This window comes from Leptobacterium flavescens (assembly GCF_010671605.1).
Taxonomy (GTDB): domain Bacteria; phylum Bacteroidota; class Bacteroidia; order Flavobacteriales; family Flavobacteriaceae; genus Leptobacterium; species Leptobacterium flavescens.
In genome coordinates, this window is sequence record NZ_JAABOO010000002.1 from 357,366 (window position 1) to 384,110 (window position 26,745).

A 26,745-nucleotide genomic window follows, 5' to 3' on the forward strand; every position below is an offset into this window, starting at 1 on the left:
CACATAAAAAATGATCTATTTGCTTCAGAAAACCCCGTTAAGCGGTCAGACTATTTTGCTTTTCTGCGGATTGCTGGGTATTGTATGGGCTTACTTTCTGCTGGTGAATAAACGAGGGAATTTGTCCGCTAACAAATACTTGGCGCTGCTTATAGCGGTTCTGGCAGTTCTCGTATTAAGGCAATCGGTCTATTCTGAAACCTTTCCCAGGTTACAACCCTTTCTGTATTTTATTTCTCAGGGAGTGCTTTATCTTATCGGGCCTGCCGTTTACCTGCATATTAAAAACCTGACCGGACAAAAAACTCCGTTCAGCCGGGTATGGAAACACTTTTTACCGGCGGTACTGACTACTTTGTTTATGCTGGGCTTGTTTTTTTACAGGACAGAAATAAAGGAGGTTAATAATATACTGCTGCTAAAGATCTTCTTCGTCACTTTTGTCTGCCTTCAGCTGATCCATTTGCTCAGCTATCTTATATATTCAAAGAAACTGATAGCCAGGTATGAAAAGGGACTAAAACGATATTATTCTTCCCAGACACGGATCAATTTAAAATGGATGAAGCAGCTTTTATGGATATGTTCTTCCTTTGCTGCCCTGATCATTGCAATGTATCTGCTGATCGTTTCCGGAGGGTATTACGAGATCAACAATACAGCCGATTTTCTTTTTTTAAGCCTTACAGCTGTACTTATCCTGAGTATTATAATTAGAATGTGGAAACAGCCTGAGATCGTATCAGGGATCTATGAAGAAGAGCAAAAGTATAAAACCTCTCCCCTGTCTGATTCAGCTTCCGGTGAGCTTAAAGAAAAGCTCCAGCGACTGATCCGGGAGGAGAAGATATATCTCGACCCGGAACTCAATTTGCATCAGCTCGCATCCGGAATGGATACACAGCCCTATATCGTTTCACAGCTTATCAATCAGGAATACCAACAGAACTTTTTTAATTTCATCAACGGGCACCGCATCGATTTCGCCCTGGAAAAGATCCGGAACGGATATCTCAAGAATACTACGCTTACCGGCCTGGCTTATGATTCGGGTTTTAACAGCAAAAGCACTTTTAACAGGGCGTTTAAAAAGAAAATGCAATGCAGTCCTAAAGAATATCATAATTCTGTTCTGAAGAAGCCTGAATGATCAGAGCATCCTTCTCTTTTTTACAAGTACCCATCCGCAGATCAGGAAAAATAAGGTCTGTATATGAAACCAGCTATTCAGCTGATCTTTGATATAGGCCTCTACACCGGAACCGTCTATCAGGATCAATACCGATAAGCAGATCCTGAGCAGGCTGTAGAGAAGAAGTAGTATTCCCCAGTATTTTACCGCCCGGAACTTCCATTTCAGATTATCATTAACCGAATACATCAGCGTAAGCGTAAGGATCAGAGCTACCAGCAAGGGAAAGAAGCTTCCTATTATCAGGTATATAAATCCATTTATAACGATCGGTATAAAGCTTATATACAGTAAATAATGATACTTATTCTCTGTTCTCATCTGCGGCTATTTTTTTCATTACACGGTATACCAGTTCCGTTACGGAAGCCAGATATCCAAAATCTACTGTGCTATATGTATCTTCTGCTGTATGGATATATGGAGTGCTGTCATCTTTAAAGAATTCTTCGGAAATCGCTATGGTTGGAAAGCCTTCCGCCAGAAAGGAACGATTGTCTGAAGAAGCTCCTTTGGTGATATGGACCGGAATACCCAGAGCAGCAGCTTCCGTCCGGTACAGTTTTTCCAGGAATGGTGCCGGCGATTGCAGTTCTACCGCCCTGTTCCCGTTCTCATCCCAGCCTACCAGATCGGAAGTGTGTACTGAATGCACTATCTTTCCATCCTCCTTCAGTTTTTTGGCAAATTCCCTGCTACCTATCTCATCATCTTCTTCCTGATCGAAGAATACCACCATAAAATTGACTTTACGTTCTTTAAGCTTCGACAATTGGCGGATCACCGCATAATTCAAAGCTACTCCCGTAGCATTATCAATAGCTCCGGGGCTTCCCGGTTCCGAATCGTAGTGAGCTCCAAAGATCACGTATTCCTCAGTCGGAACCGTTGCAGGCAGGATACCGTACACATTAACGCCCTTTACCGGCTTAAAAATAAGGTCCAGAAAAATATATTTATTAGACTTCCGGTAATGGTGTTTCCCACTCTTCAAACCGCTCCTCAGCAGGGACTCGAATAAGAAAGTGGCGCTTAATTCCCTTTCGAAAGACTTACTTCGTTGATGTAAATAGATATTTTTCCCTGCAAAGAGTTCTTTTTGCCCTGTAAGCCTGGCAAGCATATCTTTTTGAAGGGCTTCTACTTCAGTCGTATGCTGAGCGGACAAGCCAAAGGATACGCAACAGCTAATGAATATTAAAATCGATCTCATCTATTTTGTTTTCTCTGTTTTTAATGCAGATCTCCACTTTACCCATTGCCTGAGTGTCCCTTTCAACACATCTTCTCCTTCCGAACCATTACTGAGCATAATTATTCCGCTACTGGTCTTAAAATCCAGCAATAAAGCCGATTCCCAACCCGTATTAGAACCTGTATGCCCGTGAAGGTCAATCCCTCCGAACGAATAATGAAGATATCCGAGTCCGTAGAAACCTTTGGTTATTGGGAGAGGCTCCCGCATTTTGTCGATCACCTTTCTGGACAATACCTCACTGCCGTGAAAATTAGCTTTAACGAAAGTCAGGAGGTCTTCCAGGTTGGTATGGAGTCCGGCTGCAGCCTGTGCTGTAAAGCGTTCCAGGTAGATCTCTTCTCCTTTTTCATCATAGGGCAAGGAAGATTTCTTTAATATCCCTTTACTCAGAACAAAGCTGGTATTTCTCATTTTCAGGGGCCTGAAGACCTCTCTTTTCATATAAGTGCTAAACGGCATCCCGCTCACTTCTTCTATCATCAACTGAAGAATGGTGTAACCACCACCTGAATATTTGAGTTTGGTTTGTGGTTCCAGAATGATCTCTACCTTTTCATTGGCGCGTACCGGGCCGTTCACCCCGTTCAGAGACTCTTCCAGGCTGGGCAGTTCCATTTCCGGAGGAAATCCGGGGTAACCGTGAACCGAGATCCCGCCCGTATGGCTTAAAAGCGAAGCTACCGTTACCTTTTTACTATCGAATTTCCCCGCAGGAAGTTTCCATCGGCTTAAATAGTTTTCTACGGGAGCATCGAGTACTATCTTCCCTTGCTGTACCAATTTCATCACGCCCCAGGCGGTAAACAGTTTGGAGATAGAACCGATATTAAAACCGGTTTCGGGAGTTACCCTTTCCCGGATACTGACGTTTGCCAGGCCTATACCCCTTTTATAGATGATCTTTCCCTTATGCATGACAGCAATGGCCATCCCGGGAACGTTCTTTTCTGCCAGTCTTTTTGGTAGTTCCCGATCCAGGGATTCTGCGAATTCTGAGACTGAATCAGTATTTTGTGCTATTCCGGATACACTAAGTATCAAACAAAAACACAAGATATAATTTTTCATATCAAATCGGTTTTAGGTTAAATGATACAGCAAACCTATCCTCCTTATCCACCTTCTTATAATTTTTATGATCAATACCCTTAAATGACTTGCAGAAAGCATTAAAATCAGGCCAAACCCCGATTCGTCATTAAAACACCCATGTTGGACATTTAAGTGGTATTGTTTGTCAAATTAGTTTTGTCTGCCTATTCAAAAACGTATTTTTGAGTTATGATCAATTTTATCAGGAAAAATTATCGCCTTATTATCCCCTCTGTTCTTCTTCTCTTGTCCTTTTACGGCATGACCAGGTTTAAGATGCTGGGAGAACAGTCCGAATCAGCCGTTTATGATATCTATTTCCTGGTATTTCAGATCATTTTTATACTTAGCCTGGCCTATGTGGTCTTTTCCTGGTTATTTTCTGTCTGGAAGGAGTACCGTCTGCTTAAAAACAAACAGACAGAAGCCGAACTGGCTATATTAAAAAATAAGATAGATCCTCATTTCTTCTTTAATACCCTGAATAACCTTTACGGGCTTGTAGTGGAGAAATCGGAAAAAGCACCGGAAGTGATCCTCAAGCTCTCAGACATTATGCGTTATACCATTTATGAGGGAGAAAAATCCAAGGTTTCCCTGGCGGATGAGATTGCATACCTGGAGCAGTATATAGAGATCCATAAAATACGTTATCAGAAGAATGTAAAGATCGATTTTGAGGTAGAGACCGATAAAGAGAATACCTATTTTCTGGCACCTCTTTTATTGATTATATTAGTGGAGAATGCATTTAAGCACGGAATAGAGAAATTAAGGGATAATGCCTTTATCGATATAAAACTCTATGTCCGAAACCATAAATTACACTTTAAAACGACTAACAATTTTGATCCCAATATCAAAAATGACAGTACAGGAATAGGACTCAGGAACTTTAAACGAAGACTGGAGCTTATATACCCTAAAAAGCATGAATTCAATGTGTTTACGGAAGACGATATTTACAAAACCGGTTTAATTCTGGACTTAGAACAATGAGATATATCATTATAGATGACGAACCTATAGCGCACCGAATTATTGAGGGTTATTGCAGGAAGTTGCCTCAGATGCAGAAGGCAGGAAATTGTTATGATGCCTTTGAAGGGATGCAATTGCTTCAGAAGGAAACTGCAGATCTTCTCTTCCTCGATATCAATATGCCGGGGCTTTCCGGTTTTGAAATGCTTCGGAGCCTGCAGAACAGTCCACGGGTGATCGTCACTTCGGCCTATAAGGAATTTGCTCTGGAAGGTTATGAACTCGATGTATGTGATTATCTTTTAAAGCCCTTTTCCTTTGAGCGCTTCCTCAAAGCAATTAATAAGGCCGCCCTGAACAAAGCAGAGAACCTTTCAATTTCCGCTCAATCACCGGATCCATTCAACAAACGTATTTTTATCAAAGGAGATAAAAAGCAATATCAGGTTTCCCTTGATGATATTCTCTTTATTGAGGCCCATGGCAACTACAGCAAGGTATTCCTCCATGATGAGATGATCCTGACACTTCAGAAGATCTCCGATTTTGAGGAATTGCTTCCGACAGAAATATTTATAAGGGTACATAAATCCTTTGTGGTTTCACTTCCGAAAATAAAGCTTATAGAAGGAAACAGGATCCAGATTGCAGATCATTCCATCCCCATAGGGCAAACCTACAGAGCTAATGTAAACAGGTTGTATTCCTGATCAGATCTTTTTTACACGAACCGCGTTCAGGCCTTTCTTGCCTTGTTCCAGTTCAAAGCTTACCTTATCGTTTTCCCTGATATCTTCGAGGGTGCCATTAATGTGTACAAAGTATTTTTCTCCGGTTTCCTGCTCCTGAATAAAACCGTAGCCCTTGGAATCATTAAAGAAGGCCACTTTTCCTTTTTTAACAGGATCTTCTTCTTCCTCTTCCCTTTTAGGAACACCCAGCTGAATGGTAGAAGGATCGATCTCCTCTTTATTTGACAGATCCGGTGGAGTATCTGTAGCAAAGCCATATTCATCGACATAGGCTATCATGTCGTCAAGGCTGCTTTTGGGATTAGCCTTTCGCTGCTCTTTTTTAAGTTGTTTTTCTTCTCTCTTTTTTTGGCGTTTTTTTTCTCTTTCTTTTTTGCCAAAACTTTGCTGGGATTTTGCCATTCAGTAATAATTAAAATAAACTAAAAACCGTTCAAAAACGGTGAGGAATTCGCAGAAACACATAAAAGCTGAACTGCTTTTTTCAAACAAAACCGGTAGAAGCTATATCCGGGAGTTACATGAAGTTATTTATACGATACCGTGCTGTAAAGGTACAACAATTAATGGCTTAAATCACAGCTCTTTTATACTAAACTCAATAACAGGAGTTTATCCTTAGAAAAATAAAGATTTTGATAGTTATTTGTGACCGGAGTACCTTTTATAATTGAACGTTACTTCTTCTTCTTTCCCGTTTGAAGAAAGCACTACATATACATTGATCTCATCCTTATGTACCCTTTCGAAGGTGAGACCATCAAAAAAGACCCTGTTCCCGTCAACTTTTACCAATGGAAAATCGACGGTTTCATCTTTTGTCTCCCATCCCTTCAGATCTTTGTCAAAATGCTTCAGCTTCAGTATAAGAGTTCCTTTTTCTTCAAGGATGATCACAGTTTCATAAAAAGATACTTTCCCGTTTACCAGCAGCTTAAAAACACACATCATCGAATTTCCCAGGGGTGGCGACCATATTTCTTCTGTTATTCCGTCAAAAGCCTCTCCTCGCCAATGGCCTTCAATCCATGAAATATCGCTTAAACTGCCTTTTGGAGAAAGCTGCCCCTCTGTGAGACTCATTGTATTCTGACAAAAGGCAGTATTAAGAGTGATGAATAAAACAGTAATATAATAGAAGGTTGTTTTCATTATTCTTCAATTTTATCGATAGGCCTCAGGTCAAGGCCACCGCCATAAATAGTATGCGGGTGAGTCTTAGCGATCTCCTTAGCCTCTTCAAAGTCTTTGGCGTAAAAAATAAAGTATCCCGTAAGTTTACTGGTGGTATTCTGAACACTGTTGCTTCCTAGCCAGTAATCATTAAAATCATCCAGTTTCTCAGCAGCTTCCAGTTTTCCCTGTTCTCCGAGTTCAATGGCCCAGTTCCTGTATTCGGTTACCAGTTTTTCTATGTCTTCGGCAGCAAATTCATCATTCTCATAGAGAAACAATGCGTATTTATTCATTGCCGAATCCTGGCCGGGAACAGTATCTGTCTGGTACTTCCCGATAAAATATCCAAAAATTAAAAGTGCGATTGAAGCTGCTATCTGCAGCACATATTTTTTAGTGTTCATTTTTTTAGTTTTTTCCGTTAACAAGCCTTCCTCGTGGAGGGCTTCTATTATCCTTTTATCTAACCTTTCGGTATCAAAGCGTTCCCTGGAAAGTTGTTCCATCGCTTTTAGCTCTTCCGGTCTTAACTCTTCCATTGCTTGTTTTTTTTATATCCTTCTAGTAAAGCGCGCATTGATTTCCTGGCCTGAAATAACTGGCTCTTACTGGTTCCTTCTGAAATCCGGAGTGCAGCAGCGATCTCCTTGTGTTTATAGCCTTCAATATCGTACAGGGTGAGTATTTCCCTGTATCCGTCCGGTAACTGAAAAATGGCATTTTTCAAGTCGATGGCCAGGTTGTCTGACGGATGATATTGTTCCTGTTGATGAATGACCTCCAAACGGACCTCCTCTTTAAATTTCCGGTTACTCTCCCTGTACTTATTGACCAGGATCCCGGTCATCCAGGTCTTAAAGGAAGAGGTTCCCTTAAAGGTGTCGAGCTTTTTAACAGCGGTTATCCAACTTTCCTGCAATATATCTTCTGCCAGCTCTCTTTTGTTCCTGGTAAAATACATTGCCAGACGCATAAGTGAGCCATTATAAAGATTGTACAGGTTTAGAAAATTGCTGCTACTCCTGTCCTTTAAAAATTCCTGAATAAGCTTATCCTCTTTTTTGTTCAATTTAAAGGCTGTTTACTAATAAGTGCTTTAAAGCTACAAAAAGGTTGTATGGGCTGAAGATTTTTTTTGAATTACTCCAAAAAATAAGCCCTGACGATGAATGTCAGGGCCCGTATATCAAGATGTATGTTTTATTTTAAACTTCTTTGGTTTCTCTAACCTTAAAGCTGATCCCGTTCTTTACGGTGTTTACAGAAATACACCCTTTCTCGGCTATCGCCAGTAATTTCTCAAACTCTGAAGGTTGACTGCAACTACTACAGGAAATATCCAGGCTGATATCGGTAAAACGTTTGGGAAGTTCTTCGCTAATAGTTCCGTTTACCTCTACTTTAAGGCCTTCTATTTGTATATCCCGGGACTGAGCTGCTGCAAAGAGGGTACTGCAAAAGCATCCGCCGACTCCAGCCAGCATATATTGTCCGCCCATTAATCCCAGGCCTCCTCCGCCCTTTGATTCCGGGCGATCCACAACAACTTTAAAATCACTGTTTTGTATCTGAACGGCAGTCTCCGATACCTGCCCCAGTATAATTTTAACTGTACTCATAGCTTATTTTTTAAATGTTTTTGGAATTAAATCTAAGTGTACCTCTAAGATAGTGTTTTTTACAATTGGGTATTCACAGCCTTATGTTAATTCTTAAATCTCCGGGAAAAACCTTTCCTGGTTTTTGATATTGCTTCCGTATGTTCACAGAAATTGTCTTTATCTTTTTTCCGGTGGGATCTCCCTGTATTTATTGATGTGTTCCTGCAGGCTTTCAATATCCTTGGGTTTGAATACTTTCTTTTCTGAAGGAGGATATTTTTCTATATAAGCCTGAGGGCGAACGGGCCTTTTCTGAAAACCGCCTCCGCAATTAGGACATACATTTTCAAAAACGGTAGTAGCGCACTCTTCACAATAGGTACATTCAAAGCTACAGATCATTGCATCTGTAGCTGTATTTGGGAGATCTTTCCCGCAATGTTCACAACAAGGTCTTATTTCCAGCATAATATCAAAGATAAGGTTCATTAATGATATTTATATACCAGATCTGATACCTGATAATAATAAAAGACCACTTAATTACTGTTTTCTATTATATTCATAAAAGATCCCAGTTTGGCAAGGGCAGATACCGTGGAATTATAGGAATTACTCCCGTGGTCAGACTTTGGGGTGACCTCGATATAAAAGCTCATTCCTTCCGGCCTGTTCCTGTTTATCATTTTCTCCATGGCAACGAAACCCCTTTTCATTTTTTCGTTCTCCTCAGATCCCAGGCTCATATAAAGAAACACTTTCTTTTTACTTCCTTTCCTGAGTAAGGCCTCTGCCCTGTTAACTATTAACTTATCTTCCCTCCAGAATGCAGGACTGTAGCACATATAGGCATTAAAAAGCCCTGGTTTTTCAAGCATGGCATAAAGTGCAAATAATCCACCTCTCGAATTCCCGCTTAACGATCTGAATGACGAAGTCCTGTAATTGGCATCTATATACGGGATCAATTCCTTTTCGAAGAATCGGAGGAAATTATTCCCATTCCCCCTTTTACTGTCTTCATCCTCCAGGTCTATCTTCATATAATGAGGGGTAAAATCCCTGCTACGGTTTCCGCTTGTGTTCGGGATTCCCACCACTATAGCTTCGGGAAACACCTTTGCCTCGGAGAGAATATCAATCTTATGGGCCGTATGTATATCCTGAGAAGTTCCGTCCAGAATATACATTACCGGATACCTCCTTGAAGTATCGGAGTCATAGTTTTTAGGCAAATGAACAATAAAAGGCCGTTTTTCATTCATGGATTTTGAAAAGATCTCAGCCTGAATAACATCTTCACCGTATTTGTTGTTTTGGAAATTGTATTCGATAAACAGTGCCGTTGCCAGAACAGAAAGAACAACTGTTCCCAACAGCAACGCTATCTTTTTTAAATAAACCTTCATCTTTATAGTTTTTGATTGAGGGTGTTGTAATTCTTTTTATAGTCAGAAAGCCCGGAATAATGATGCTTTTCTGCAAGAAACACCGCTTGTTTATATGCTTTTAGTGCTTTTTGAAGCTGATCGGTCTTTTCGTAATATTCACCCATACTATCCCATGCATTGGCGGATTCGGGGAACATTTCCACATTCTTTTTGAAATAGTACTCCGCTTTTTTCCGATCTATTTTCAAATAACTATATGCCAGCCTATTGATCAGTTCTTCGGCCCGGGGATTCCCTTTGATCATATCTGCCATTAGCTCATCCATGGGCTGTAAATTATCCTTATGCAGCTGTAACATCCTTTGCAGATACCTGGAAGGCGGATACACCGGAAAACCGGCCCTGGCAGTTAGGATATCCCTGTATTTCCTGATACCCTCTATCCCTCCTTCTTCTTTAAAATGTTCGAGGTCCCGGAAACTAGGCAAGATCACCCTGGTTTTTATGTCCGGAGATTCGCCTCTGCTTAACTTATGAACTGTATCAACCAGTTTATAAGGCTGGATAGGCACTGTATTGCTTAAAACAATGATCGTGGTCCCGTCGTCGTAAAGGGATACATAGGCCGAATAGGCATTTACTCTTCCGCTATGCCCGTAAAAAGGTTGATTGGGATTGTACCTGAAAACTTCAGTTTCATTCCTGAACCAGCCATAAGCATATCCGTTCAGATTGGGCCTGAGCATCATTTTAGTATATCTGCGGGATAAGAGCTTATGTGATTTCAGGGCTTCTGTCCACTTAAAAATATCTTTAGCACTCGAATGCATTCCCCCTGTCGTATAGGTATTACTCTGATGCCTGTCCTCTGCTTCCGAATACTTCCCGTTTTCCAGGCTGTAGTCTTTTGTTATCTCATTTAAAAGGAATTCATTGTCGGCAAAGCCCGTGTTTTTGAGCCCCAGGGGCTGAGCTATATTTTCTTCCAAAAGTTCTGCAAAGCTCTTTCCTGTAACTTCTTCCAGAATTGCACCCAGCAGGACATATCCCAGGCTACTGTAATTAAAGGAAGTCCCCGGAATATTTACCAGACCCGTTTTATCGATCAGCATTGCGTATTCTTCCGGGCTAAAAGCTTTATTAAAAAAAGAAGCGCGACTTTTTATATACGGTATCAAACCCGGGTAATGCGCCAAACCGGAAGTATGTGATAATAATCCGTGAATGGTGATCTGTTTTCCTTTTTCCTTGTCCAGGTACGGAAGGAAATCGGTTATCGGCTGTTCCAGCCCGATCTTTCCTTTTTGCACCTGCTGCATGACAAGAAAGGCTACAAAAGGTTTGGTAACAGACCCGATCAGGAATTTACTATCTGTCTTTAACGGGGTTTTCTTTTCCATATCTGCATAGCCATATGCTTTGTTAAATACAATCTCTCCATCTTTGGCTACCAGGACCACTCCGTTAAAGTTAGACCGGATACCGTGTTTTTTGCCGTTAACTGCATATTCACTCAGCAGGGAATCCAGGCTTTGGGCGTTTGTGTAAAAAATACTCCCAATAAAAAGTATGAGAGCGTACTTTAGGTGTTTCATTTTAGTTTCTTTAATGATTTGTAACCAAAGCTATGACCCTCCCATTCCGGCGGAAAAAATATTTTACAAGGCAGGCTTTGACCGGGTCAGATGATCGAAAAATGAAATTAAATGGGATCCATGCCAAAAAAAGAGGTGTTCAACTCAATTTTACCCTTGTTCGTTAAATATGCAAGGGAGCCCCGTGTATTTTTAATATTTTTGACCGGATGAAGGCTTTTTTAAGATCGTATTGGTCACCCATACTCATGCTGCTTTTGCTGGCATTTACCATGATGGTAGGGAATACTGCAGATTTCAGGGTAAATATATCCCTGCTTATTCTTGTGGTCTTTGGTTTTGTTTTCCTGATACAATGGTTATTCCAAAAGAAAAAAATAGCGCAATTACAGGCAATCAATACACAGGCGGAGCTTTCCTTACTAAAAAGCCAGGTAGATCCTCATTTCTATTTTAATACATTGAATAATCTTTACGCTCTTTCTAATCGTAAATCCGAAAAAGCTCCGGAGATGATCCTCAAACTGTCGGAGATCATGAGATATGTGATCTACAAGGGAAATGAAAAGGAAGTTTCCCTCAAAGAAGAAATAAAGTACCTGGAGAATTATATAGAATTACAAAAACTCAGGTTTCAGGACAAAGTAGAGATAAACTTTAGCAAGAATGGGGTGTCGGATCATTTGCAAATTGCTCCTCTCCTGTTGATCATTCCCCTGGAAAACGCCTTTAAACACGGAGTGGATTCAATTGTAAAAGACGCTTATATCAACATAAACCTGACGACCGTAAAGCAGCAACTTTTTGTGGAAGTGATCAATAATTTTGAAGAAGAAGATAAGACAGAGACAACCGGGGGTATCGGATTAAAAAACCTTAAAAGAAGATTGCAGTTGCTGTATGGCAATGATTATGAAATGGTGATTAACAAGGAAAAGAATGAATATAAGTTTCAACTCTTAATCCATCTGAAATGAGATGTATTATTATAGACGATGAGCCTATGGCCCATCATATTATTGAGGATTACGCCAAAACACTGGATAAATTGACTATCGTTAAAAGTTTTACCAGTGCCATCGATGCCATTGAGTTCCTTCATAAAGAAAAAGTAGACCTGATCTTCCTTGATATAAAGATGCCTAAGCTCAAAGGTTTGGATTTTATACGGACCCTCTCCAATCCTCCTGCTATTGTTATAACATCGGCTTATTCCGAATACGCTCTGGAGAGTTATGAATTACCTGTGTCTGATTATTTGCTGAAGCCTTTTAGCCTGGAACGTTTTTTAAAGGCATATAACAAGGTGTTGTCGCAGAACAAACCCGTAAAGGTGCAGCAGCAGGATCGATCAGGTGAAACTCCTGAAGAAAGCAGTATCTTTCTAAAAGGCGATAAAGAGATCCATCATATAAAACTGGAAAGTATCCGTTATATGGAGAGTTATGGAGGTTATGTTAAGATACACCTGGAAAACAAAACCATCCTGATCCACGAATCCTTATCTCATTTTGAAAAGACACTCAGTGCAATAAAATTCATCAGAGTACATCGCTCCTATATCGTAAACAAGGCATACATTAAGAGTATCGTAGGGAATCAGCTTAAACTGGAAGGAAAAACCATCCCCATCGGGCAATCCTACAAGAAGAATATCAACGATCTTCTGAATTAGTCCCGTCGAATTCGTAAAACTCCCTGATGATAAAGTCGTCTGTTTCCTGTTTTGGAGATAACTCCGACCTCAGGTAATACCTGTGAAAGAATCCGTTGAGAACCACCAGGCGTTTCCCTTTAAATTCCCTTATCATTTTCGATATATTCGAAGCCATGGTCCGGTTCCTTAGATGCCAGAAATCTGAGGCCAGGCGATAGCCCTCTGCATAGCTTATTAGCTCTCCGTTTGGTTTTTCAGCAAAAGCTTCACTAAACTCAGGAGTTTCACTTATAATATTTTTAAGTTGTTCGTATTGAAAGGACTGACGTAATGCGGCTAAACTGTCGGTTGAAGAAGTATTAAACTCCCGAACCGGCATATAGACCAGAGAATTAAGGGATTCATTAAGTTTTTGATAATCCGAATAGATGCGTTCATGTTCCTCCTTGAGTAACTTTTGTCGGTACAGGCTATCGAGTAATTTCAGGGCTTTTGAATCGGTGGGCCTGGATCCTACTGTAATACGGTATTCGTTCCTCCCCGTAAAATCGTAAGGGCGTACTTCTACCGGATAATTACTCCTGTATCCGCTTACCGCCAGGAATTCATTGCTTTTTAACGGGCGATTGAACCGGAAATTATCATCAAAAAAAGAAGAGTCCACTTCATAAAGTATGACATCGGGTTTGATCCTTACCAGGATATTGTACAGAGTATCCGAATTAAAGTTTTGAGTTGGTGAATGAATGGTCCCTAAAAGGATCAATTCTGTTTTTTTATGATCATCACAGGACTGAACGAAGAATCCTGCCAGGATCAGGAAGGTGAAAATTCTAATTCCTTTCAATGTTACTGTTTTTATTTATTGAACTTTATTTGCCTGTCCCTTTGGCCTGGCGGGAATACCTACCATGGTGGTATTTTCGGGCACATCGTTTAAAACAACTGCTCCGGCCGCTATATTGGCATTTTTCCCTATCACAATATTTCCCAATACGCTGGCACCGGCCCCTATTACTACATTGGAGCTTATCTTGGGGTGCCTGTCACCTCCGGTCTTCCCGGTACCTCCCAGGGTTACATTGTGAAAGATAAACACATTGTCTTCTATCCTGCAGGTCTCTCCTATCACAACCCCAATCCCGTGATCTATGACCAGTCCCTTTCCGATGACAGCTGCAGGGTGAATATCCATCGCATATTTCTCAAAGATCCGGTTCTGTAACCATTTTGCGGTAAGCTTATCTCCCGATCTATATAATTCATGGGAAAACCGGTAAGCCTCCAGTGCCTGAAATCCCCTGAAAAAGAACAATACTTCCGAATAATTCCTACAGGCATAATCTCTGTTGTAAAAGGTATACAGGTCTTTCCGGAACAAAGAAGCCATCTTTTGCGATCTTCCTTTAAATATTGAATTCAGGATCTTATAAAGAGCATCCCTGTTCAGAATATCATCCGATAATTTATCCGACAAGAGGCAAATAAGAGCTTCTGCCAGACTATTACACTCTTTTACATAAGCATTCCTGAGTGAAATACCGACCGTTTCCGAACTTTCTTCCAGCTCTGTGCAAATAGCTCCCCAGATATCCTCACTCATCATCAAGATCAAGTTTATCGAGCTCTATCCTGAAGATATTCCCAAAACCGTTTAAGGGGGAGTTCAGATATTGCAGGAAGGATCTATAGGTATATAAGGAATCCGGCTGGTTAAAATCCCTGTTGATACGGCTCGAAAAATACAATACTTTCCCGTCCGGGGATATCTTCGGAGAAAAATCATAGGTATAAGTATTCACCTTGGGACCGATATTCTTCGCCTTGCTCCATTTCCCATCGATCTTTTTCGAATAGTGGATATCGTCATATCCGTAATCTCCCGGCTTATGCTGGATCATAATAAACAATTGATTACCATCGGGAGATACACCAACATTCCCTTCGTGATAGACAGAATTAACAGAATCGTTCAGAATAACTGCCTTTTTATAGGTTCCTTCGTAATACTCGGAATAATACACATCCATATCTCCGTATCCCTCCGGGCGATTAGAGCAAAAATATAGGTTCCCATCCCGGTCTACGGAGGGTGAAAATTCGTTATAAGGGGTGTTAATACTATTATCTAAATGAATGGCTTCACTCCATCCTGTACCTGTACGGTTCACGTACCATATATCGTTGCTCGCATTTTGTTCTTTGCCATTTACAGGCCGGTTAGAGCTAAAGTACAATCGCATACCGTCGGGAGATAATGCCGGAGAGCCGTCCCTGTACTTTCCGGAGAATGGAGCAATACGCGGCTCTTCCCATTTTCCTCCGGTTCGGACGGAATACACAATGGTGCTATAAGCGTGATCGTTGGAATATACCGAATAGTATATCTCCTTCCCGTCAGGGCTAACACTGGCATGACCTTCAAAAGCAGCTCCGGAAATAACTCCCGGGGCAAGCATTTCAGGTTCATAGTTTATCATATCCCCGATATTGAGTTTAAGCTCTTCGGGCTCAGTTTTCTTTTTACAGGAAACAAGGCTCATAAGGATGAGCCCTGTAATGATCAGTTTATTCATTTAAGGTTTGTTGTTTTTTGATCTTAGACTTTCATACACTAAAGTACGCACTTTTTCCGGTTGATCTATCCAGGCATTGTGTCCAGCATTCTCAATTAGATGATATGAGACGTTTTTTATGGGTTTTAACCACTTTCCATGGAGTCGTCCTCCAAAATCCACAAAATCCTGCCTTCCGTTTATGGTAATGATGGGATGAATCAAACTACCGGAAAACAATTCTTATAGCTTAATGGGGATTGCAGAAGAAGCAGGGTTTAAATCAAAAGCTACTTTTTACAGGGTGTTCAGAAAAAAAGAAGGGATGACCCCCAATGAGTATTTAAAATCACTGGAACATCACCCCTGATATAATCATTCATCCATCATTTTACAAATTCTTTGAACTCCCTCTTTTTGAAATCGGGAGAACTGTCGGCCAGGAAATCCAGGATCGGAAGGTGGCCCGCACCGATCAATAGAAATACCTTATCCTTTCCGGGCTCCTGAATGCCCAAAAGGTTGTGAAAGATCCTTATGTTCCTGTTATACCAGCTCATCGCCGCATCCGGACCGAAATAGTCATTCCCCTCTCCCATTTTAAAATTCCCGATCAGATAGTGCCCGTGACTCTTTTTAAACATTTTCGGGTCGTTTTCACGAAGAAAGTAATCTACAAGAGATATTTTGGTCTTAAGCTGATCCTCAATTTCGTAGATCTCGGTAAACTTTTTGTCCAGCATGAGCTCCCTCTGGATGGTTTCGGGTTTGGCTTTTTGAATAAAGTACATTTCCTTTTGCTTGTATTCTTCATCACTCATCTTTTCAAAATGTCCTTTTCCCCGGGTATCGACTGCATATATCTTTTTATGTCCCAGCATCTTTCCGAGACGGAAACCCACCTGATAGATCTCATTAGCCCTTAATTCGAATTTCCCTTCCAGATAAGCGTTATAGAGGGAGTCCAGCCTGCCCTGCCTGGATTTCCGGTATTCTACCGCTATCTTGGTCGGACCGTATTTTTTAATTGCTTCCAGAAGTACCATCAGTTCTTTCTGTTTCTCCTCAGACATGATATTCACATCATATTTGGGTTTATAACCGTCCAATCCGGCATCCTTAAAATGAAAGGTGCCCAAAAGCAGTAATTCGGATTTTTTTACATCTGCAAAATGTTTGTCATAGTCTACTGCAGTGTCCTGAGCAAACAGGAAGCCCGAAACAAAAATGAAAATAAGGCTGAATAATTTAAAATTTGTTCTCATGGTCTTAATGTTATATTGTTCAACTATGTTTTTCTTAAAGATTGAATAGATAATGAATTGTTACAGACTTGTGTTTTCTTCATATCTCATTGTAATGAAATGAGACTGCCGGCGGGAATATAATTTTATACTCTCCGGTATTGCCAAAGCGCTTAATTCACTATCTTTAGTAGCCGGAAAAAAATTCAGTTTTATGTATGCCATTGTAGATATAGAGACCACAGGAAGTGGTTTAAAGGGTAATAAAATTACCGAGATCTCCATATTCAGGCACAATGGTACTACCGTGGTAGATGAATTTACTTCCCTGGTCAATCCGCAAAGTGAAATTCCCTATTATATTACCGCCCTGACAGGGATTGATAATCAAATGGTAGCAAACGCCCCTACCTTCAGGGAAATAGCAAAAAAGGTCATGGATATGACCGAGGGAGCTGTTTTTGTAGCACATAGCGTGAATTTCGATTATAATGTCATTAAGTACGAACTTGAAGGACTGGGGATTTCCTTTCTCAGAAAAAAACTATGTACTGTACGCCTGTCGCGAAAACTTTTTCCCGGCCATAATTCCTATAGCCTTGGGAAATTGTGTTCTGCACTGCAAATCCCACTCCACGACCGGCACAGAGCCAGGGGCGATGCCCAGGCAACAGTTGTTCTTTTTGAAAAATTACTGAATAAGGACGGAGCCGAACTAGTGTTTAAAAAATTCCTGAATGCCCGCTCCCGGGAAGCAACCCTTCCTCCCCTCCTGCCAAAAACCGTTGTTAGCGAACTGCCCGATGAAGCAGGGATCTATTATTTTAAAAATGCAAACGGAAAGATCATCTATGTGGGAAAGGCCATCAATATCAAAAAAAGAGTGCTTGGGCATTTCTATGACCGCTCTGATAAGGAGGTGCGGATGTGCCGGGAAATAGCCAATATAGATTTTGAGCTTTCGGGAAGCGAACTCCTGGCTCTCCTGATGGAATCGGCAGCAATAAAGCATTATTTCCCGCTCTATAATGAAGGTCAGAAGCGACCTACCAAAAAATATGGTCTGTTCTCTTATGAGGATAGAAAAGGTATTTTACACCTGGCTTTTAACAATCTTAAAAATATTCCCAATCCGTTAATCACCTTCTTTAGCCTGCGGGAATGCAGAAGTTTTATGCAGGAACTCTGCGCCGATTTTCAGCTGTGCCCGAAATACTGTCATCTGCAGGAGAATGTCAGCAGTTGTTCTCACTATTCCATAAAAAGATGTAAAGGAGTATGCCGGGAGGAAGAAAGTCCGGAAGAATATAATGCCAGGGTACTGACTGCCATCAGCAATATAAACAAAGGGCATGATAATTACCTTATAAGGGAAGACGGACGAACTCCCGATGAAGATGCTGTTGTTCTTATTAAAGAAGGGGTTTATGCCGGATATGGTTTTGTCGATAAATCTATAGCGATCAATTCCTTAAATGATCTGGAGGCGTATATTCAACCACAAAAAGACAATCCGGATATTCAGCGTATCCTGAGAAGTTATACCTCAAAATCCCATAATCATAAAAGAGTATTCTACAAGGAAATTTATGTACCGTCCTAAGGGTTAGAATTTAAACCTGAATCCGATCATATAGGCCCCGTCCCCACTGCTAAAACTCAGTTCCATATGATCTCGCTGATAAGGCGTCGTAAAGAGATAGGTACTTCCGATCCCCACCAGGGCACCTGCAAAGACATCCAGAAGATCATGTCTTTCGGCATTGATCCGGCTGTAACCGGTAAAACCTGCCAGGACATAGGCAGGGATCCCGTATTTCCAGCCATATCGTTGCTGGATAAAGGATGCTCCCTGAAAAGCAGTTGAAGTATGGCCCGAAGGAAAAGCATTCTGATCTGTCATATCAGGACGATCCTTATTTATGGCTCTTTTGAGTCCGAAAGTAACCAGTTTGTTAAGTGCAAACGCTTTGGTAAATTGCCAGGTTCCTTTAAAGTCCTTGGTAATAATTGTACTGGCTAAAGCCGTTGCCGGTAACACGATCTGCAAAACATCTCCGGTTTCCTGGATCGTTTTATTCTGACTTAAGCAATTTTGAAAAATAAACAGGGTAAGTAAAACAATAATATATTTCTTATTCATAGATGAAATTGACAGTTTGTAATCTTATTATTGTTCTGATTGATGAAAGTGAAATGTCAGGAGAATGCTTTTTCGACAAGCATTTAAGACATTATTTATTTAAAACGTAAATAAAGGAAATTATTTTGTTAAACTCTTAAATAAATAAAGATTTAGCATTTATACTGTTAAAAAACAACAGAAATCATTCAAAACCCTCACACTTTAATGTGATGTGAATTTCATATCTTTAAAACAAACTACCAGTCACCGATATGATATTTTTGAAATTTAACCCTCCGGCCGAACTCAGGGGAATTGTAAAGTCCTTTTGGATCCTGGAATGCGAATCCGCTTCAGACCAGGTGATGGATTACAGCCTTTTTGCAGATAATTTTCCGGGCCTGATATTTCAGTTCAGAGGTGAAAAATTCAATACTAAAAACAAGAATGGGATCTACACCCCTGCTCCACTGTGTCATTATCAGGGGCAGATGAATACGCCGGAACTAATGACCTGTAAAGGTTCTTTCGGCATTATCGGAGTATACTTTTATTCTAAAGCCACTGATCTTATATTCGATCTCCCCGCAACAGAAGTCACCAATACCACCATAGATATCGATACTCTTTTAGGTTCGGAGGGGAAACGAATGGAAGAAATAATAGCTGAAGCCGCGAATAATAGGGAAAGACTAAAAGCGCTTAGCAATTTTCTACTGCGAAGATTAAAAAGAAAGAAAACAACCGGGAATGATGTGGCAAATGCCCTGGTACAAAAACTTATAGAGCACAACGGTAATATTTCTATGGACAGACTTTGTCATTACTCTGGTTATTCCTTCCGGCAAATGGAGCGCATATTTAAAAACACTACCGGTTTTTCGCCCAAACTCTTTTCCCGTATACTCAGGTTTAAGTATGCAGTAAAACTCTATGAACAGAATAGTTATTCCAGACTTGGAGAGCTGGCTTATGATTCAGGTTATGCAGATCAATCTCATTTTATAAGGGATTTTAATAGCTTTTCGGGGATTAGTCCCCGTTTGTATTTCAAAGGCCTGGAGGAAACAGCCGGAAGTTTTGTTCGCCTGTAAAAGAGGAACTGATTTTAATTAAAAGAATGAAGAACTATCACTTTGAAATCCGTAAACTGAAACCCGAAGAATACCAGAGTATAAGAAATACAACGAACTGGCCAATACTGGACGATCACACCGTTGAAAAAGCCCTTAAGAATGATCTTTTTTCGATCTGTGTATTTGATGCGGATACCCCAATAGGTATGGGAAGGATCATCGGAGACGGAGCCATCTATTTTTATATCCAGGACATTATTGTTCATCCTGACTATCGTACTATGGGTATTGGAAAGCTGATCATGGAACAGGTAGAAGTCTATCTCGAAGATCACGCCCGGCATAATTCTTTTATAGGCCTTATGGCTGCTGAAGGAGTTGAGGCCTTCTACGAGAATTATGGCTATTCCAGAAGAGCTGACGACCGCCCCGGAATGTTCAAGCTTTTCAAGAAAGGATAATGTCGTTTTTATTCAATTTTATTTTCTATCCCCTGACTAAATTTGAGGTATCAATCGATAAAAGAACAGTATGAATTCGATAGCACCATCAGGTTACAGCAGGGTTTGCCCTTATTTAATGATCGACAGTGTGGAGGATCAGCTCCATTTTCTGTTGAATATTTTTGAGTGTGAACTGCTGGAGGAAGTAAAAAACAAACAAGACCAGGTACAGCATGCAGAGATCAGGATCGGAGATGTGGTCATTATGATGGGCAGAGCCCGGAAAGAATGGCCGGCAAGGACCAATATGCTCTATGTTTTTGTGAGTGATGTTGATAAAGTTTACAACAGAGCCCTGGAGTACAAGGGGAAATCAATAGCAGAACCAGTGTTGCAGGGTTATGGCTTTAAGGAAGCTGGAATAGAAGACCCTCAGGGCAATCAATGGTGGATCGCCCAGCCTGAGGGTCACACAGGAAACAGTAGTAAAAAATAATGCGTCGATAAAAGCCTTTTCTGCGGAAAAGGCTTTTACTTGATTTAACCTAAAAAAAATATAGCGGCTAACCGTTGGTGACTGCTTTGCATCGCTATAAATTGTTCTCGCCCAACATTTCCACCTTCTCCAGCCAGGTCTTTCTATACGACTCCTTTGAGAGCCGAAGAGAACCTATGGTGGTTATTCTGGTGGGACGTATCCCTACAAATTGCAGGGTAAGTCTTTTCATTGCCTTATGGCTCGGGCTCCCGTAAATGAAGCGGTAGTACCAGGAGGGTTGATCGAGGGTGCAAATGATCCGTGAGGACCTTCTGATCAAGAATCTGTCCCACCAGACAGAATCCTTCCTTTTTTTAAAGGCAAATCCCGGTAGTAAAACTCTGTCCAGAAAGCCCTTCATAATAGCTGGTACTCCGCCCCACCATACAGGATAAATCCATACGATATGATCTGCCCATTTTATTTTTTCCATGGCATTTATCAAATCGGGTTCAAGTACTGTTGGTTTTCGGTAACCATATTTAAGATTAATATCAAACTCCAGTTCTCTAATATGTATTTCCCTGATCTCAGCATCCGATCTCATCGCCCCTTTACGGTAAGCTTCCAAAAGGGCGTAGTTAAAACTTTCTCTATCGGGGTGCCCTATTACAATTAAGATCTTTTTACGTTCCATAACATATGGGTATTAACATATCAGAGCAGAAATATCGGCGCAAAACATCGTTAGTTAGTTTTGTTTTCCCGTCTCTGAATTATATCACAAAGATCAAAATGAAAAGTGAGGCCGTGCATACAAAAAAGTCCCAAAGAATTGTATCTTTTTGCATATTGTATCATGAAGAATTGAGCAGATCTATCCGCTTAAAATAAAAAACTGAAAATTGAAATACGGGCTTATTCCAGCTCTTTTACAACAATAATAGTTGCCTTCGAACCGGTGGAAAGATTCCAGATCTTAGAAGAGATCACATTCCCTTTATCATCGATCACCTTGAGTTCTGCAGTGTTAGGACCGGAAGCTCCCTGATTAAGGGCCTCAAATTCAACTTTGTTAAATCCGGGTTCCAGAAGAAGGTCAAAACCTTTGTAGTGTCCCTGCAAATAAATATTGGGTTGGGAAATTATACCGTTAACAAATACCCTGATACGATCGCCGTCAACAGCCTGATGGTCCCTGAAAAGAAACTTAGCACTTTTGGCATTGCTTTTAAAATCTCCCAGATACTGATCTCCAAAATACCTGTCTTTATTGATCGGGTTTTTCTCGTTGAATTTCTTTTCATAGATCGTACTCGGATTTACAAGATTACTCTGGCGTGCCATATTGATCTCGTTTTTCTTATCCAGAATACTGGGAGCTTTTGTTTTGGAAGCAGAAGGAAGCAAAAGAGGGCTCTTCTTTTTGGCATCCGGATTATTTTCAACCGCTTTGATCTTAAGAGGTTTCTTAGGTTTGTTTTCCTGAGAATACAGATTGTGCGGAAAATAAAATCCGAAAACCAATACAAGTACGTATACTATCTTTCTTCCTTTAAGCATATGACATTATAATGATTAGCGATCTTTAACAAGTTTAAAATTACTGATTATATCTGTTAAAAAGACATAAATTGTGTTAAGCTTATCAGAACACTAATATATTCCTGCTTTAAGCCACACAAATTATGCCAGTATTGACGATCAGTTAATAATTAAACGTTGCCCTATTCTGAGTATTGAATTTCTTCTGATAGAATTGATCCTGCACAACTGAGTAATGCTTAATCGGTGCCTTCTGGCAATTTTCCCGAGGGTATCTCCCTTTCTTATGATATACACTACTCTTTCCTTCTGTACACCATTTAAGGCATCTTCGCGTGTATTGTATACAGGCATTTTACTTTTTCTTGTCGAAACATGATTGACCGGGTTCACTCTGTTCCTGGTAATCCAGATATCTTTCGCCCTGATACTGTTGTCTTTATTAAAATCAAAAAGATATTCCGGATTGATCGTTACTCCTTTGTACCGGACTTCAAGATGCAGGTGACTCCCCCTTGCATTTCCGGTGGTTCCTCCTTTTCCGAGAACCTGTCCCATCTTAACGTTTTCATTTACTTTGACCTTGTATTTGGAAAGATGTGCATATACCGTTTCCAGCCCGTTTGCATGCCTAACCACCACTGTTCTTCCGTGACCTCCGTTATAACCGACGAATCTCACTTTTCCGTCAAGCATGGCCCGTACTTCATCTCCCGTAACCAGATCGATATCTATTCCGCGATGAGCTCGCCCCCATCTCCATCCGTACCTGGAGGTAACCACTTTCTTTTTATCGATGGGTGATGCATATTGAATAGTATCAAAATCAATATTGAACGGATATTTAAGCGAATAGGATTTATATGGATTCATTTTCAGGGTGTCCCAGTATTTCCCGTAAATGCTATCTGTCTTTTGAATGGAATCTTCCGCTTCCGGATCTTCGATCAATTTGAGAGATGCATTCAGCTTATTAGCTTTCATACTAAGCACTTTTCGAAGTTTAAAAAATTCCGGATCTTCCTGTGCCTGTGCAGTATTAAGGAAGAAAATGCATAAAATGGTAACTAAAAAAAATCTGATTTGAATTAAATTGGTAAACATAATTTTATTGAAAGGTATTTATGGAAGTTTTACGGAAATAGTTTCAGGATCGAGGTGTTCCCGGTCTTTGATCACTTCGTAGTGAAGATGCGGGCCGGAAGATTTTCCGGTAGACCCTACCCTGCCGATTACCGTATTCTGATTGACTGATTCTCTGATTTTTACAAGGATTTCCGATAAGTGAAAATACCGGGTAGTATATCCGTTGTGGTGTTTTAAAATAATGTAGTTGCCCCTACGTGAGGTGTTTCCGGTTTCCAATACAATGGCATCATAAGGCGAAAGCACCGGAGTTCCTGTATTTGCGGCTATATCTATTCCCTTATGTCTTATTAAAGCCCCGCTTTTTAACTGTCTTTTCTGATCGTACTTTGCCGAGATGTTGCCGTTGGCCATGGCCAGGGGCCAGTTGTATTTTACTTCTTCCTGCACTACTTGTTTCTCTTCCTGCAGATGCGTACTTCCCCATAGAGTGACCAGGATAACACCTATCAGGCTAAGAGCACTTGATAAAAAGACGTTCTTGTGATTCAGAAAGAATATTTTTCTGTTCATTCTTGTCAGGTCATCGGCTTTTATCTGATCAAACACCTGTTCCAGAGCTTTATCTTCTGCTATTCCGTTATCTATTTTCTCTTCCAGCAAACTGTGGTAATGATCGGTCATTTCCTGGTTTAAATCGCCGTAAATCCCCCTGCCGATCAAGGTTTCGGATATAAGTACTGCCGTATTCTTCATCATTTATTGGGATTTATTGCGGGTTGTAAAATAGAGATCAGGTGATTGGAGAAATGAAGCAGGCTCTCGATCTGATCCTTTATTTCCGGGCTGGATTCCGGGTTTAAAGAATAGTATTTCCTCATCCTTCCATTAAATTCGGCCTTGGAAGAACAGATATATCCTTTTTTCTCAAGCTTGTGTAAAGCAGGATAAATGGCCCCCATGGTGAGGACGATCTCATTGTTTGTACGCTTCTTGGTGAGCTGGCATATTTCATAACCATACATCTTTCCCTGCTCCTTAAGCAGGCTTAAAATGATCGTGGTTAAAGTGCCACTTAGAAATTCCTTTTTTGTTTGCATGTTGCAAATATATAATTTCCTTATATATAAAAAGCTTATATATATAAAATTTATTATCACTTATTAACAAAGGATAATCAAGAAAGGAACAACTCAGTAACGAAGACAGAGAGGAAAAGTGTATTTTATATTTCTTAAATAACATTACTTTAACAATAAAAAATGCGCGGCAAAAACCGCGCATTTCATCTATATATATGTATTAAAAGGTTAATTATTCCTGGCTCTTCTGAGCTGCCTTCTTATCTTGTTAATGGCAGATTCGATAGATTTCTCCGGTTCGATCACATTGTACTCTCCCCAGAAATCAGGATCTGAAAATCCAACGGCTTCGTCTGTAATAAAAGTAGACGGACGCAACCGTTCTCTAAGCCTTATGACCTTACCGGTAAGATTTTGCTCCCAATCCGTTACCGCCATCTCACTGGTTAGATGATATATCGAATTAAACAATTTGCTTTTCCAGTTTACCTTAAAGGAAAGCTGAACATTACTATAACCGTAATACCATTTTCCGTTTCTTTCCCGGTAATCTACCCTATAGGCTGCCTCTGTTGGATATACAGTTACGTTCCTGGGCTTCTTCCTCACAAATATCTGACTTGCCAGCTGCTGGTTCTCAACATTCAGGTTGTATATCGCACTGGTAAGGGCATGTGTATCCGCATCGATAAACAATCTTCCATAAAACCTCGGTTCCACAATGTCTCCCCTTTGTTTAAACTCAACTATATAAACCAATCTGTCATTGATCCTGGTGGAAGGTCCAAAGCTAAAATCGTAATCGTCTATAAGATCTTCGGTAAATATGTATTCCGGATACTTAATAACATCGGCATACAGCGGATTAAAAGGTCCGCCCCTTAGTTTAAGTGCCAATGTATCCAGCCTTCTGTAATCAGTACTCTTACGTACCTTAAAAAGTTTCATGACATCCCTTCCCGCTCCGGAATAGGCCTGCTTGTAAATATTTACTACCGCTTCGGACAGAGAGACATTTCTTCTTCTTTTCTTAATGGTTTCCCTGTAAAAAGCGGTCATGATGGTCGGGTCCTTCAAATAGTTCCGGGCCCTGTTATCAAAAACATCTTTTACCAGGTCTTTTGCGCTCTTGGGCATGGTAACATTCACTCCCGAAAGTTCTATTACAGAAGCTTCAAGCGCAATTCTGTTCTTCTTTCCGTTGAGCTCGGAAATCGGGATGATCTTCTTTTTATATCCCAGAAAGGAAACCACCAGGTTTTTGTTTAACATATTCCGGGGTACTTTCAGAGTGAACTCCCCTTCGGTATTGGTAATGGTACTGATATTGGTTCCTTCGACCGTAAGGGTAGCAAAGACCAGTGATTTTCCGGAACTGCTATCCTCAATATACCCTTTAAAGGATTTATGCTGAACAGAATCCTGTTGTACAGACGGAGGAATGAGGTCGGAGGCTCCTACTCTCTGGTGAGAGCCCAAAAATATCAGCAGAAAAAGGGAAAAAACAAGCGTTTTCCCAAATGGTGTAAAATATGACTTTTCCATGGCATAGAATTTTTTAGAATAAACATCATTTCAAACCAAATTATAAGTTAAAAGATACTGAATTTTATTTAAAGGCAAAATGAAATCTATCATAAAATATTCATGCCCAACAACTTGAATAGTCGTTAAACAAAAAAACCTTCCGGTTAAGAAGGTTTTCAAGTATATTTTATATCGTTAATATCAGGATTTCGCGATCATCTTATCATTTTCCCATTTTCCTTCTTTCAACATTCCATCAGCTTCCCAGAGCTTTCCTTTTCCGTTTTTCTTATCGTACTTCCACTTCCCGCTGAATTTGGTTCCGTTAGTCCAGTACATCGTTCCTTTTCCGCTTCGCTCATTATTTTTAAAAGAGCCTTCATACCTGTCTCCATTGGCCCAGGTATACGTTCCTCTTCCTGAGATCTGATTGTTGGAGAAACTTCCGGAGTAGGAAGAGTTGTCGATCCATTTTACATTACCTTTAACCAGAGTTCCGTTTGCCACTTCTACGTCAAAGATCACTCCGTTGGTAACAAATTTATGCCAGCCGTCGGGAAGAGTTCTAACTTTCTGGGCAGGAATATATCTTATTTCCTGCGCCTTAACTCCATTAAGTCCGGCTGCGATCAGAATAAGTAATAACAAGATTTTTTTCATCTGTCTGAGATATTTGTTGTTAGCAATTTTTCATTTGTTCTTATTTCTAGTCGCAACAGATCAAAACAGATTACATTAAATTTCGCCAAACATCGAATAATTAACTGGTTTTTAGATAAATAAATATACAATTCATAACTTCACATGGCTTCCGGAAACAGGGAACCCTCGCTCCTGATCCCCGGTATACTACTACCGGATAGTGATCTAATATGATAAATGTCATATT

General features: G+C 40.4%; 33 protein-coding genes. 10 read left to right on the forward strand and 23 right to left on the reverse strand.

Annotated features, from left to right (window positions below; translation table 11 throughout):
• The first annotated feature begins 10 nt into the window (after window positions 1-10).
• Window positions 11-1,150 (forward strand): helix-turn-helix domain-containing protein, encoded by a 1,140-nt coding sequence (locus tag GWK08_RS09225; RefSeq protein WP_163606672.1) that lies wholly within the window; start codon window positions 11-13, stop codon window positions 1,148-1,150.
• Here GWK08_RS09225 and GWK08_RS09230 read toward each other — a convergent pair whose 3' ends face one another.
• The 3 genes from GWK08_RS09230 to GWK08_RS09240 are packed head-to-tail and all read right to left on the reverse strand — an operon-like array spanning window position 1,151 to window position 3,518.
• On the reverse strand, window positions 1,151-1,513 hold the full coding sequence (locus GWK08_RS09230) for a hypothetical protein (RefSeq protein ID WP_163606673.1): 363 nt from the start codon (window positions 1,511-1,513) through the stop codon (window positions 1,151-1,153).
• Window positions 1,497-2,405 carry a M28 family metallopeptidase gene (locus GWK08_RS09235; RefSeq protein ID WP_163606675.1) on the reverse strand — a complete coding sequence of 303 codons (909 nt, stop codon included), beginning with the start codon at window positions 2,403-2,405 and terminating at the stop codon, window positions 1,497-1,499. The genes GWK08_RS09230 and GWK08_RS09235 overlap by 17 nt, the downstream gene beginning before the upstream one ends.
• Complete coding sequence (locus GWK08_RS09240) at window positions 2,406-3,518, reverse strand: serine hydrolase domain-containing protein (RefSeq protein ID WP_163606677.1); 1,113 nt, start codon at window positions 3,516-3,518, stop codon at window positions 2,406-2,408.
• A gap of 213 nt (window positions 3,519-3,731) precedes the next feature.
• Here GWK08_RS09240 and GWK08_RS09245 point away from each other — a divergent pair, with 213 nt between their 5' ends.
• Window positions 3,732-4,541, forward strand: a complete 810-nt coding sequence (locus tag GWK08_RS09245; protein WP_163606679.1) for a sensor histidine kinase — start codon at window positions 3,732-3,734, stop codon at window positions 4,539-4,541.
• Entirely contained in the window at window positions 4,538-5,233 is a 696-nt protein-coding gene (locus GWK08_RS09250; protein WP_163606680.1) for a LytR/AlgR family response regulator transcription factor, read from the forward strand. Before GWK08_RS09245 ends, GWK08_RS09250 begins: the two co-directional genes overlap by 4 nt.
• On the opposite strand, the gene GWK08_RS09255 is transcribed toward GWK08_RS09250, so the two are convergent.
• The 8 genes from GWK08_RS09255 to GWK08_RS09290 form a co-directional block, all read right to left on the reverse strand.
• Window positions 5,234-5,677, reverse strand: coding sequence for a cold-shock protein (locus tag GWK08_RS09255; protein WP_163606682.1), 444 nt, complete (start codon window positions 5,675-5,677; stop codon window positions 5,234-5,236).
• Between the two features lie 240 nt (window positions 5,678-5,917).
• Complete coding sequence (locus GWK08_RS09260) at window positions 5,918-6,427, reverse strand: DUF6265 family protein (RefSeq protein WP_163606683.1); 510 nt, start codon at window positions 6,425-6,427, stop codon at window positions 5,918-5,920.
• Window positions 6,427-6,990 (reverse strand): YciI family protein, encoded by a 564-nt coding sequence (locus tag GWK08_RS09265; protein WP_163606685.1) that lies wholly within the window; start codon window positions 6,988-6,990, stop codon window positions 6,427-6,429. The genes GWK08_RS09260 and GWK08_RS09265 overlap by 1 nt, the downstream gene beginning before the upstream one ends.
• Window positions 6,978-7,520 (reverse strand): RNA polymerase sigma factor, encoded by a 543-nt coding sequence (locus GWK08_RS09270; RefSeq protein WP_163606687.1) that lies wholly within the window; start codon window positions 7,518-7,520, stop codon window positions 6,978-6,980. The genes GWK08_RS09265 and GWK08_RS09270 overlap by 13 nt, the downstream gene beginning before the upstream one ends.
• Before the next feature lie 136 nt (window positions 7,521-7,656).
• Window positions 7,657-8,070 carry an OsmC family protein gene (locus GWK08_RS09275; RefSeq protein ID WP_163606689.1) on the reverse strand — a complete coding sequence of 138 codons (414 nt, stop codon included), beginning with the start codon at window positions 8,068-8,070 and terminating at the stop codon, window positions 7,657-7,659.
• A 159-nt stretch (window positions 8,071-8,229) separates the two neighbouring features.
• A complete protein-coding gene (locus GWK08_RS09280; protein ID WP_317168146.1) occupies window positions 8,230-8,541 on the reverse strand; it encodes a DUF1272 domain-containing protein in 312 nt (103 codons plus the stop codon).
• Between the two features lie 50 nt (window positions 8,542-8,591).
• Window positions 8,592-9,461, reverse strand: a complete 870-nt coding sequence (locus tag GWK08_RS09285) for an alpha/beta hydrolase (RefSeq protein WP_163606691.1) — start codon at window positions 9,459-9,461, stop codon at window positions 8,592-8,594.
• Between the two features lie 2 nt (window positions 9,462-9,463).
• Window positions 9,464-11,038 (reverse strand): serine hydrolase domain-containing protein, encoded by a 1,575-nt coding sequence (locus GWK08_RS09290; RefSeq protein ID WP_163606693.1) that lies wholly within the window; start codon window positions 11,036-11,038, stop codon window positions 9,464-9,466.
• Window positions 11,039-11,247: 209 nt separating this feature from the next.
• Between GWK08_RS09290 and GWK08_RS09295 the strand changes: the two genes are divergently transcribed.
• Both GWK08_RS09295 and GWK08_RS09300 read left to right on the forward strand, forming a co-directional pair.
• Window positions 11,248-12,015, forward strand: a complete 768-nt coding sequence (locus GWK08_RS09295; RefSeq protein ID WP_163606695.1) for a sensor histidine kinase — start codon at window positions 11,248-11,250, stop codon at window positions 12,013-12,015.
• A complete protein-coding gene (locus tag GWK08_RS09300) occupies window positions 12,012-12,713 on the forward strand; it encodes a LytR/AlgR family response regulator transcription factor (RefSeq protein WP_163606697.1) in 702 nt (233 codons plus the stop codon). Before GWK08_RS09295 ends, GWK08_RS09300 begins: the two co-directional genes overlap by 4 nt.
• On the opposite strand, the gene GWK08_RS09305 is transcribed toward GWK08_RS09300, so the two are convergent.
• Genes GWK08_RS09305 through GWK08_RS09315 form a run of 3 tightly spaced genes read right to left on the reverse strand, consistent with a single transcriptional unit; the run spans window position 12,694 to window position 15,271 of the window.
• A complete protein-coding gene (locus GWK08_RS09305) occupies window positions 12,694-13,542 on the reverse strand; it encodes a ChaN family lipoprotein (protein WP_163606698.1) in 849 nt (282 codons plus the stop codon). The genes GWK08_RS09300 and GWK08_RS09305 overlap by 20 nt on opposite strands.
• Before the next feature lie 15 nt (window positions 13,543-13,557).
• Entirely contained in the window at window positions 13,558-14,301 is a 744-nt protein-coding gene (gene cysE / locus GWK08_RS09310) for a serine O-acetyltransferase (protein WP_163606700.1), read from the reverse strand.
• Window positions 14,291-15,271: a TolB-like translocation protein gene (locus GWK08_RS09315; protein WP_163606702.1), complete on the reverse strand. Its 981-nt coding sequence runs from the start codon at window positions 15,269-15,271 to the stop codon at window positions 14,291-14,293. The genes cysE and GWK08_RS09315 overlap by 11 nt, the downstream gene beginning before the upstream one ends.
• 199 nt (window positions 15,272-15,470) lie before the next feature.
• Between GWK08_RS09315 and GWK08_RS09320 the strand changes: the two genes are divergently transcribed.
• Window positions 15,471-15,620: a helix-turn-helix domain-containing protein gene (locus tag GWK08_RS09320; protein ID WP_317168153.1), complete on the forward strand. Its 150-nt coding sequence runs from the start codon at window positions 15,471-15,473 to the stop codon at window positions 15,618-15,620.
• A gap of 16 nt (window positions 15,621-15,636) precedes the next feature.
• Here GWK08_RS09320 and GWK08_RS09325 read toward each other — a convergent pair whose 3' ends face one another.
• Complete coding sequence (locus GWK08_RS09325) at window positions 15,637-16,515, reverse strand: DUF5694 domain-containing protein (protein ID WP_163606705.1); 879 nt, start codon at window positions 16,513-16,515, stop codon at window positions 15,637-15,639.
• A gap of 193 nt (window positions 16,516-16,708) precedes the next feature.
• Between GWK08_RS09325 and GWK08_RS09330 the strand changes: the two genes are divergently transcribed.
• On the forward strand, window positions 16,709-18,097 hold the full coding sequence (locus GWK08_RS09330; protein ID WP_163606706.1) for an exonuclease domain-containing protein: 1,389 nt from the start codon (window positions 16,709-16,711) through the stop codon (window positions 18,095-18,097).
• A gap of 3 nt (window positions 18,098-18,100) precedes the next feature.
• Here the strand turns inward: GWK08_RS09330 and GWK08_RS09335 are convergent, their stop codons facing one another.
• A complete protein-coding gene (locus GWK08_RS09335; protein ID WP_163606708.1) occupies window positions 18,101-18,637 on the reverse strand; it encodes a phosphatase PAP2 family protein in 537 nt (178 codons plus the stop codon).
• 254 nt (window positions 18,638-18,891) lie between these two features.
• On the opposite strand from GWK08_RS09335, the gene GWK08_RS09340 reads away from it, so the two are divergent.
• From GWK08_RS09340 to GWK08_RS09350, 3 genes are all read left to right on the forward strand, one after another.
• Entirely contained in the window at window positions 18,892-19,713 is an 822-nt protein-coding gene (locus GWK08_RS09340) for a helix-turn-helix domain-containing protein (RefSeq protein WP_163606710.1), read from the forward strand.
• 26 nt (window positions 19,714-19,739) lie between these two features.
• Window positions 19,740-20,156, forward strand: coding sequence for a GNAT family N-acetyltransferase (locus GWK08_RS09345; protein WP_163606712.1), 417 nt, complete (start codon window positions 19,740-19,742; stop codon window positions 20,154-20,156).
• Window positions 20,157-20,226: 70 nt separating this feature from the next.
• Entirely contained in the window at window positions 20,227-20,634 is a 408-nt protein-coding gene (locus GWK08_RS09350; protein WP_163606713.1) for a VOC family protein, read from the forward strand.
• 94 nt (window positions 20,635-20,728) lie between these two features.
• On the opposite strand, the gene GWK08_RS09355 is transcribed toward GWK08_RS09350, so the two are convergent.
• The 7 genes from GWK08_RS09355 to GWK08_RS09385 all read right to left on the reverse strand — a co-directional run bounded on the left by GWK08_RS09355 (window position 20,729) and on the right by GWK08_RS09385 (window position 26,516).
• Complete coding sequence (locus GWK08_RS09355; protein WP_163606715.1) at window positions 20,729-21,313, reverse strand: NAD(P)H-dependent oxidoreductase; 585 nt, start codon at window positions 21,311-21,313, stop codon at window positions 20,729-20,731.
• 221 nt (window positions 21,314-21,534) lie between these two features.
• Window positions 21,535-22,179 (reverse strand): hypothetical protein, encoded by a 645-nt coding sequence (locus GWK08_RS09360; protein WP_163606716.1) that lies wholly within the window; start codon window positions 22,177-22,179, stop codon window positions 21,535-21,537.
• Window positions 22,180-22,320: 141 nt separating this feature from the next.
• Window positions 22,321-23,145 carry a M23 family metallopeptidase gene (locus GWK08_RS09365; protein WP_239524895.1) on the reverse strand — a complete coding sequence of 275 codons (825 nt, stop codon included), beginning with the start codon at window positions 23,143-23,145 and terminating at the stop codon, window positions 22,321-22,323.
• A 138-nt stretch (window positions 23,146-23,283) separates the two neighbouring features.
• Entirely contained in the window at window positions 23,284-24,006 is a 723-nt protein-coding gene (locus GWK08_RS09370; protein WP_163606718.1) for a M23 family metallopeptidase, read from the reverse strand.
• A complete protein-coding gene (locus GWK08_RS09375) occupies window positions 24,003-24,347 on the reverse strand; it encodes a PadR family transcriptional regulator (protein WP_163606719.1) in 345 nt (114 codons plus the stop codon). The genes GWK08_RS09370 and GWK08_RS09375 overlap by 4 nt, the downstream gene beginning before the upstream one ends.
• Window positions 24,348-24,557: 210 nt before the next feature.
• A complete protein-coding gene (locus tag GWK08_RS09380; protein WP_163606721.1) occupies window positions 24,558-25,874 on the reverse strand; it encodes a carboxypeptidase-like regulatory domain-containing protein in 1,317 nt (438 codons plus the stop codon).
• Between the two features lie 183 nt (window positions 25,875-26,057).
• Complete coding sequence (locus GWK08_RS09385; RefSeq protein WP_163606723.1) at window positions 26,058-26,516, reverse strand: MORN repeat-containing protein; 459 nt, start codon at window positions 26,514-26,516, stop codon at window positions 26,058-26,060.
• Window positions 26,517-26,745: the final 229 nt, after the last annotated feature.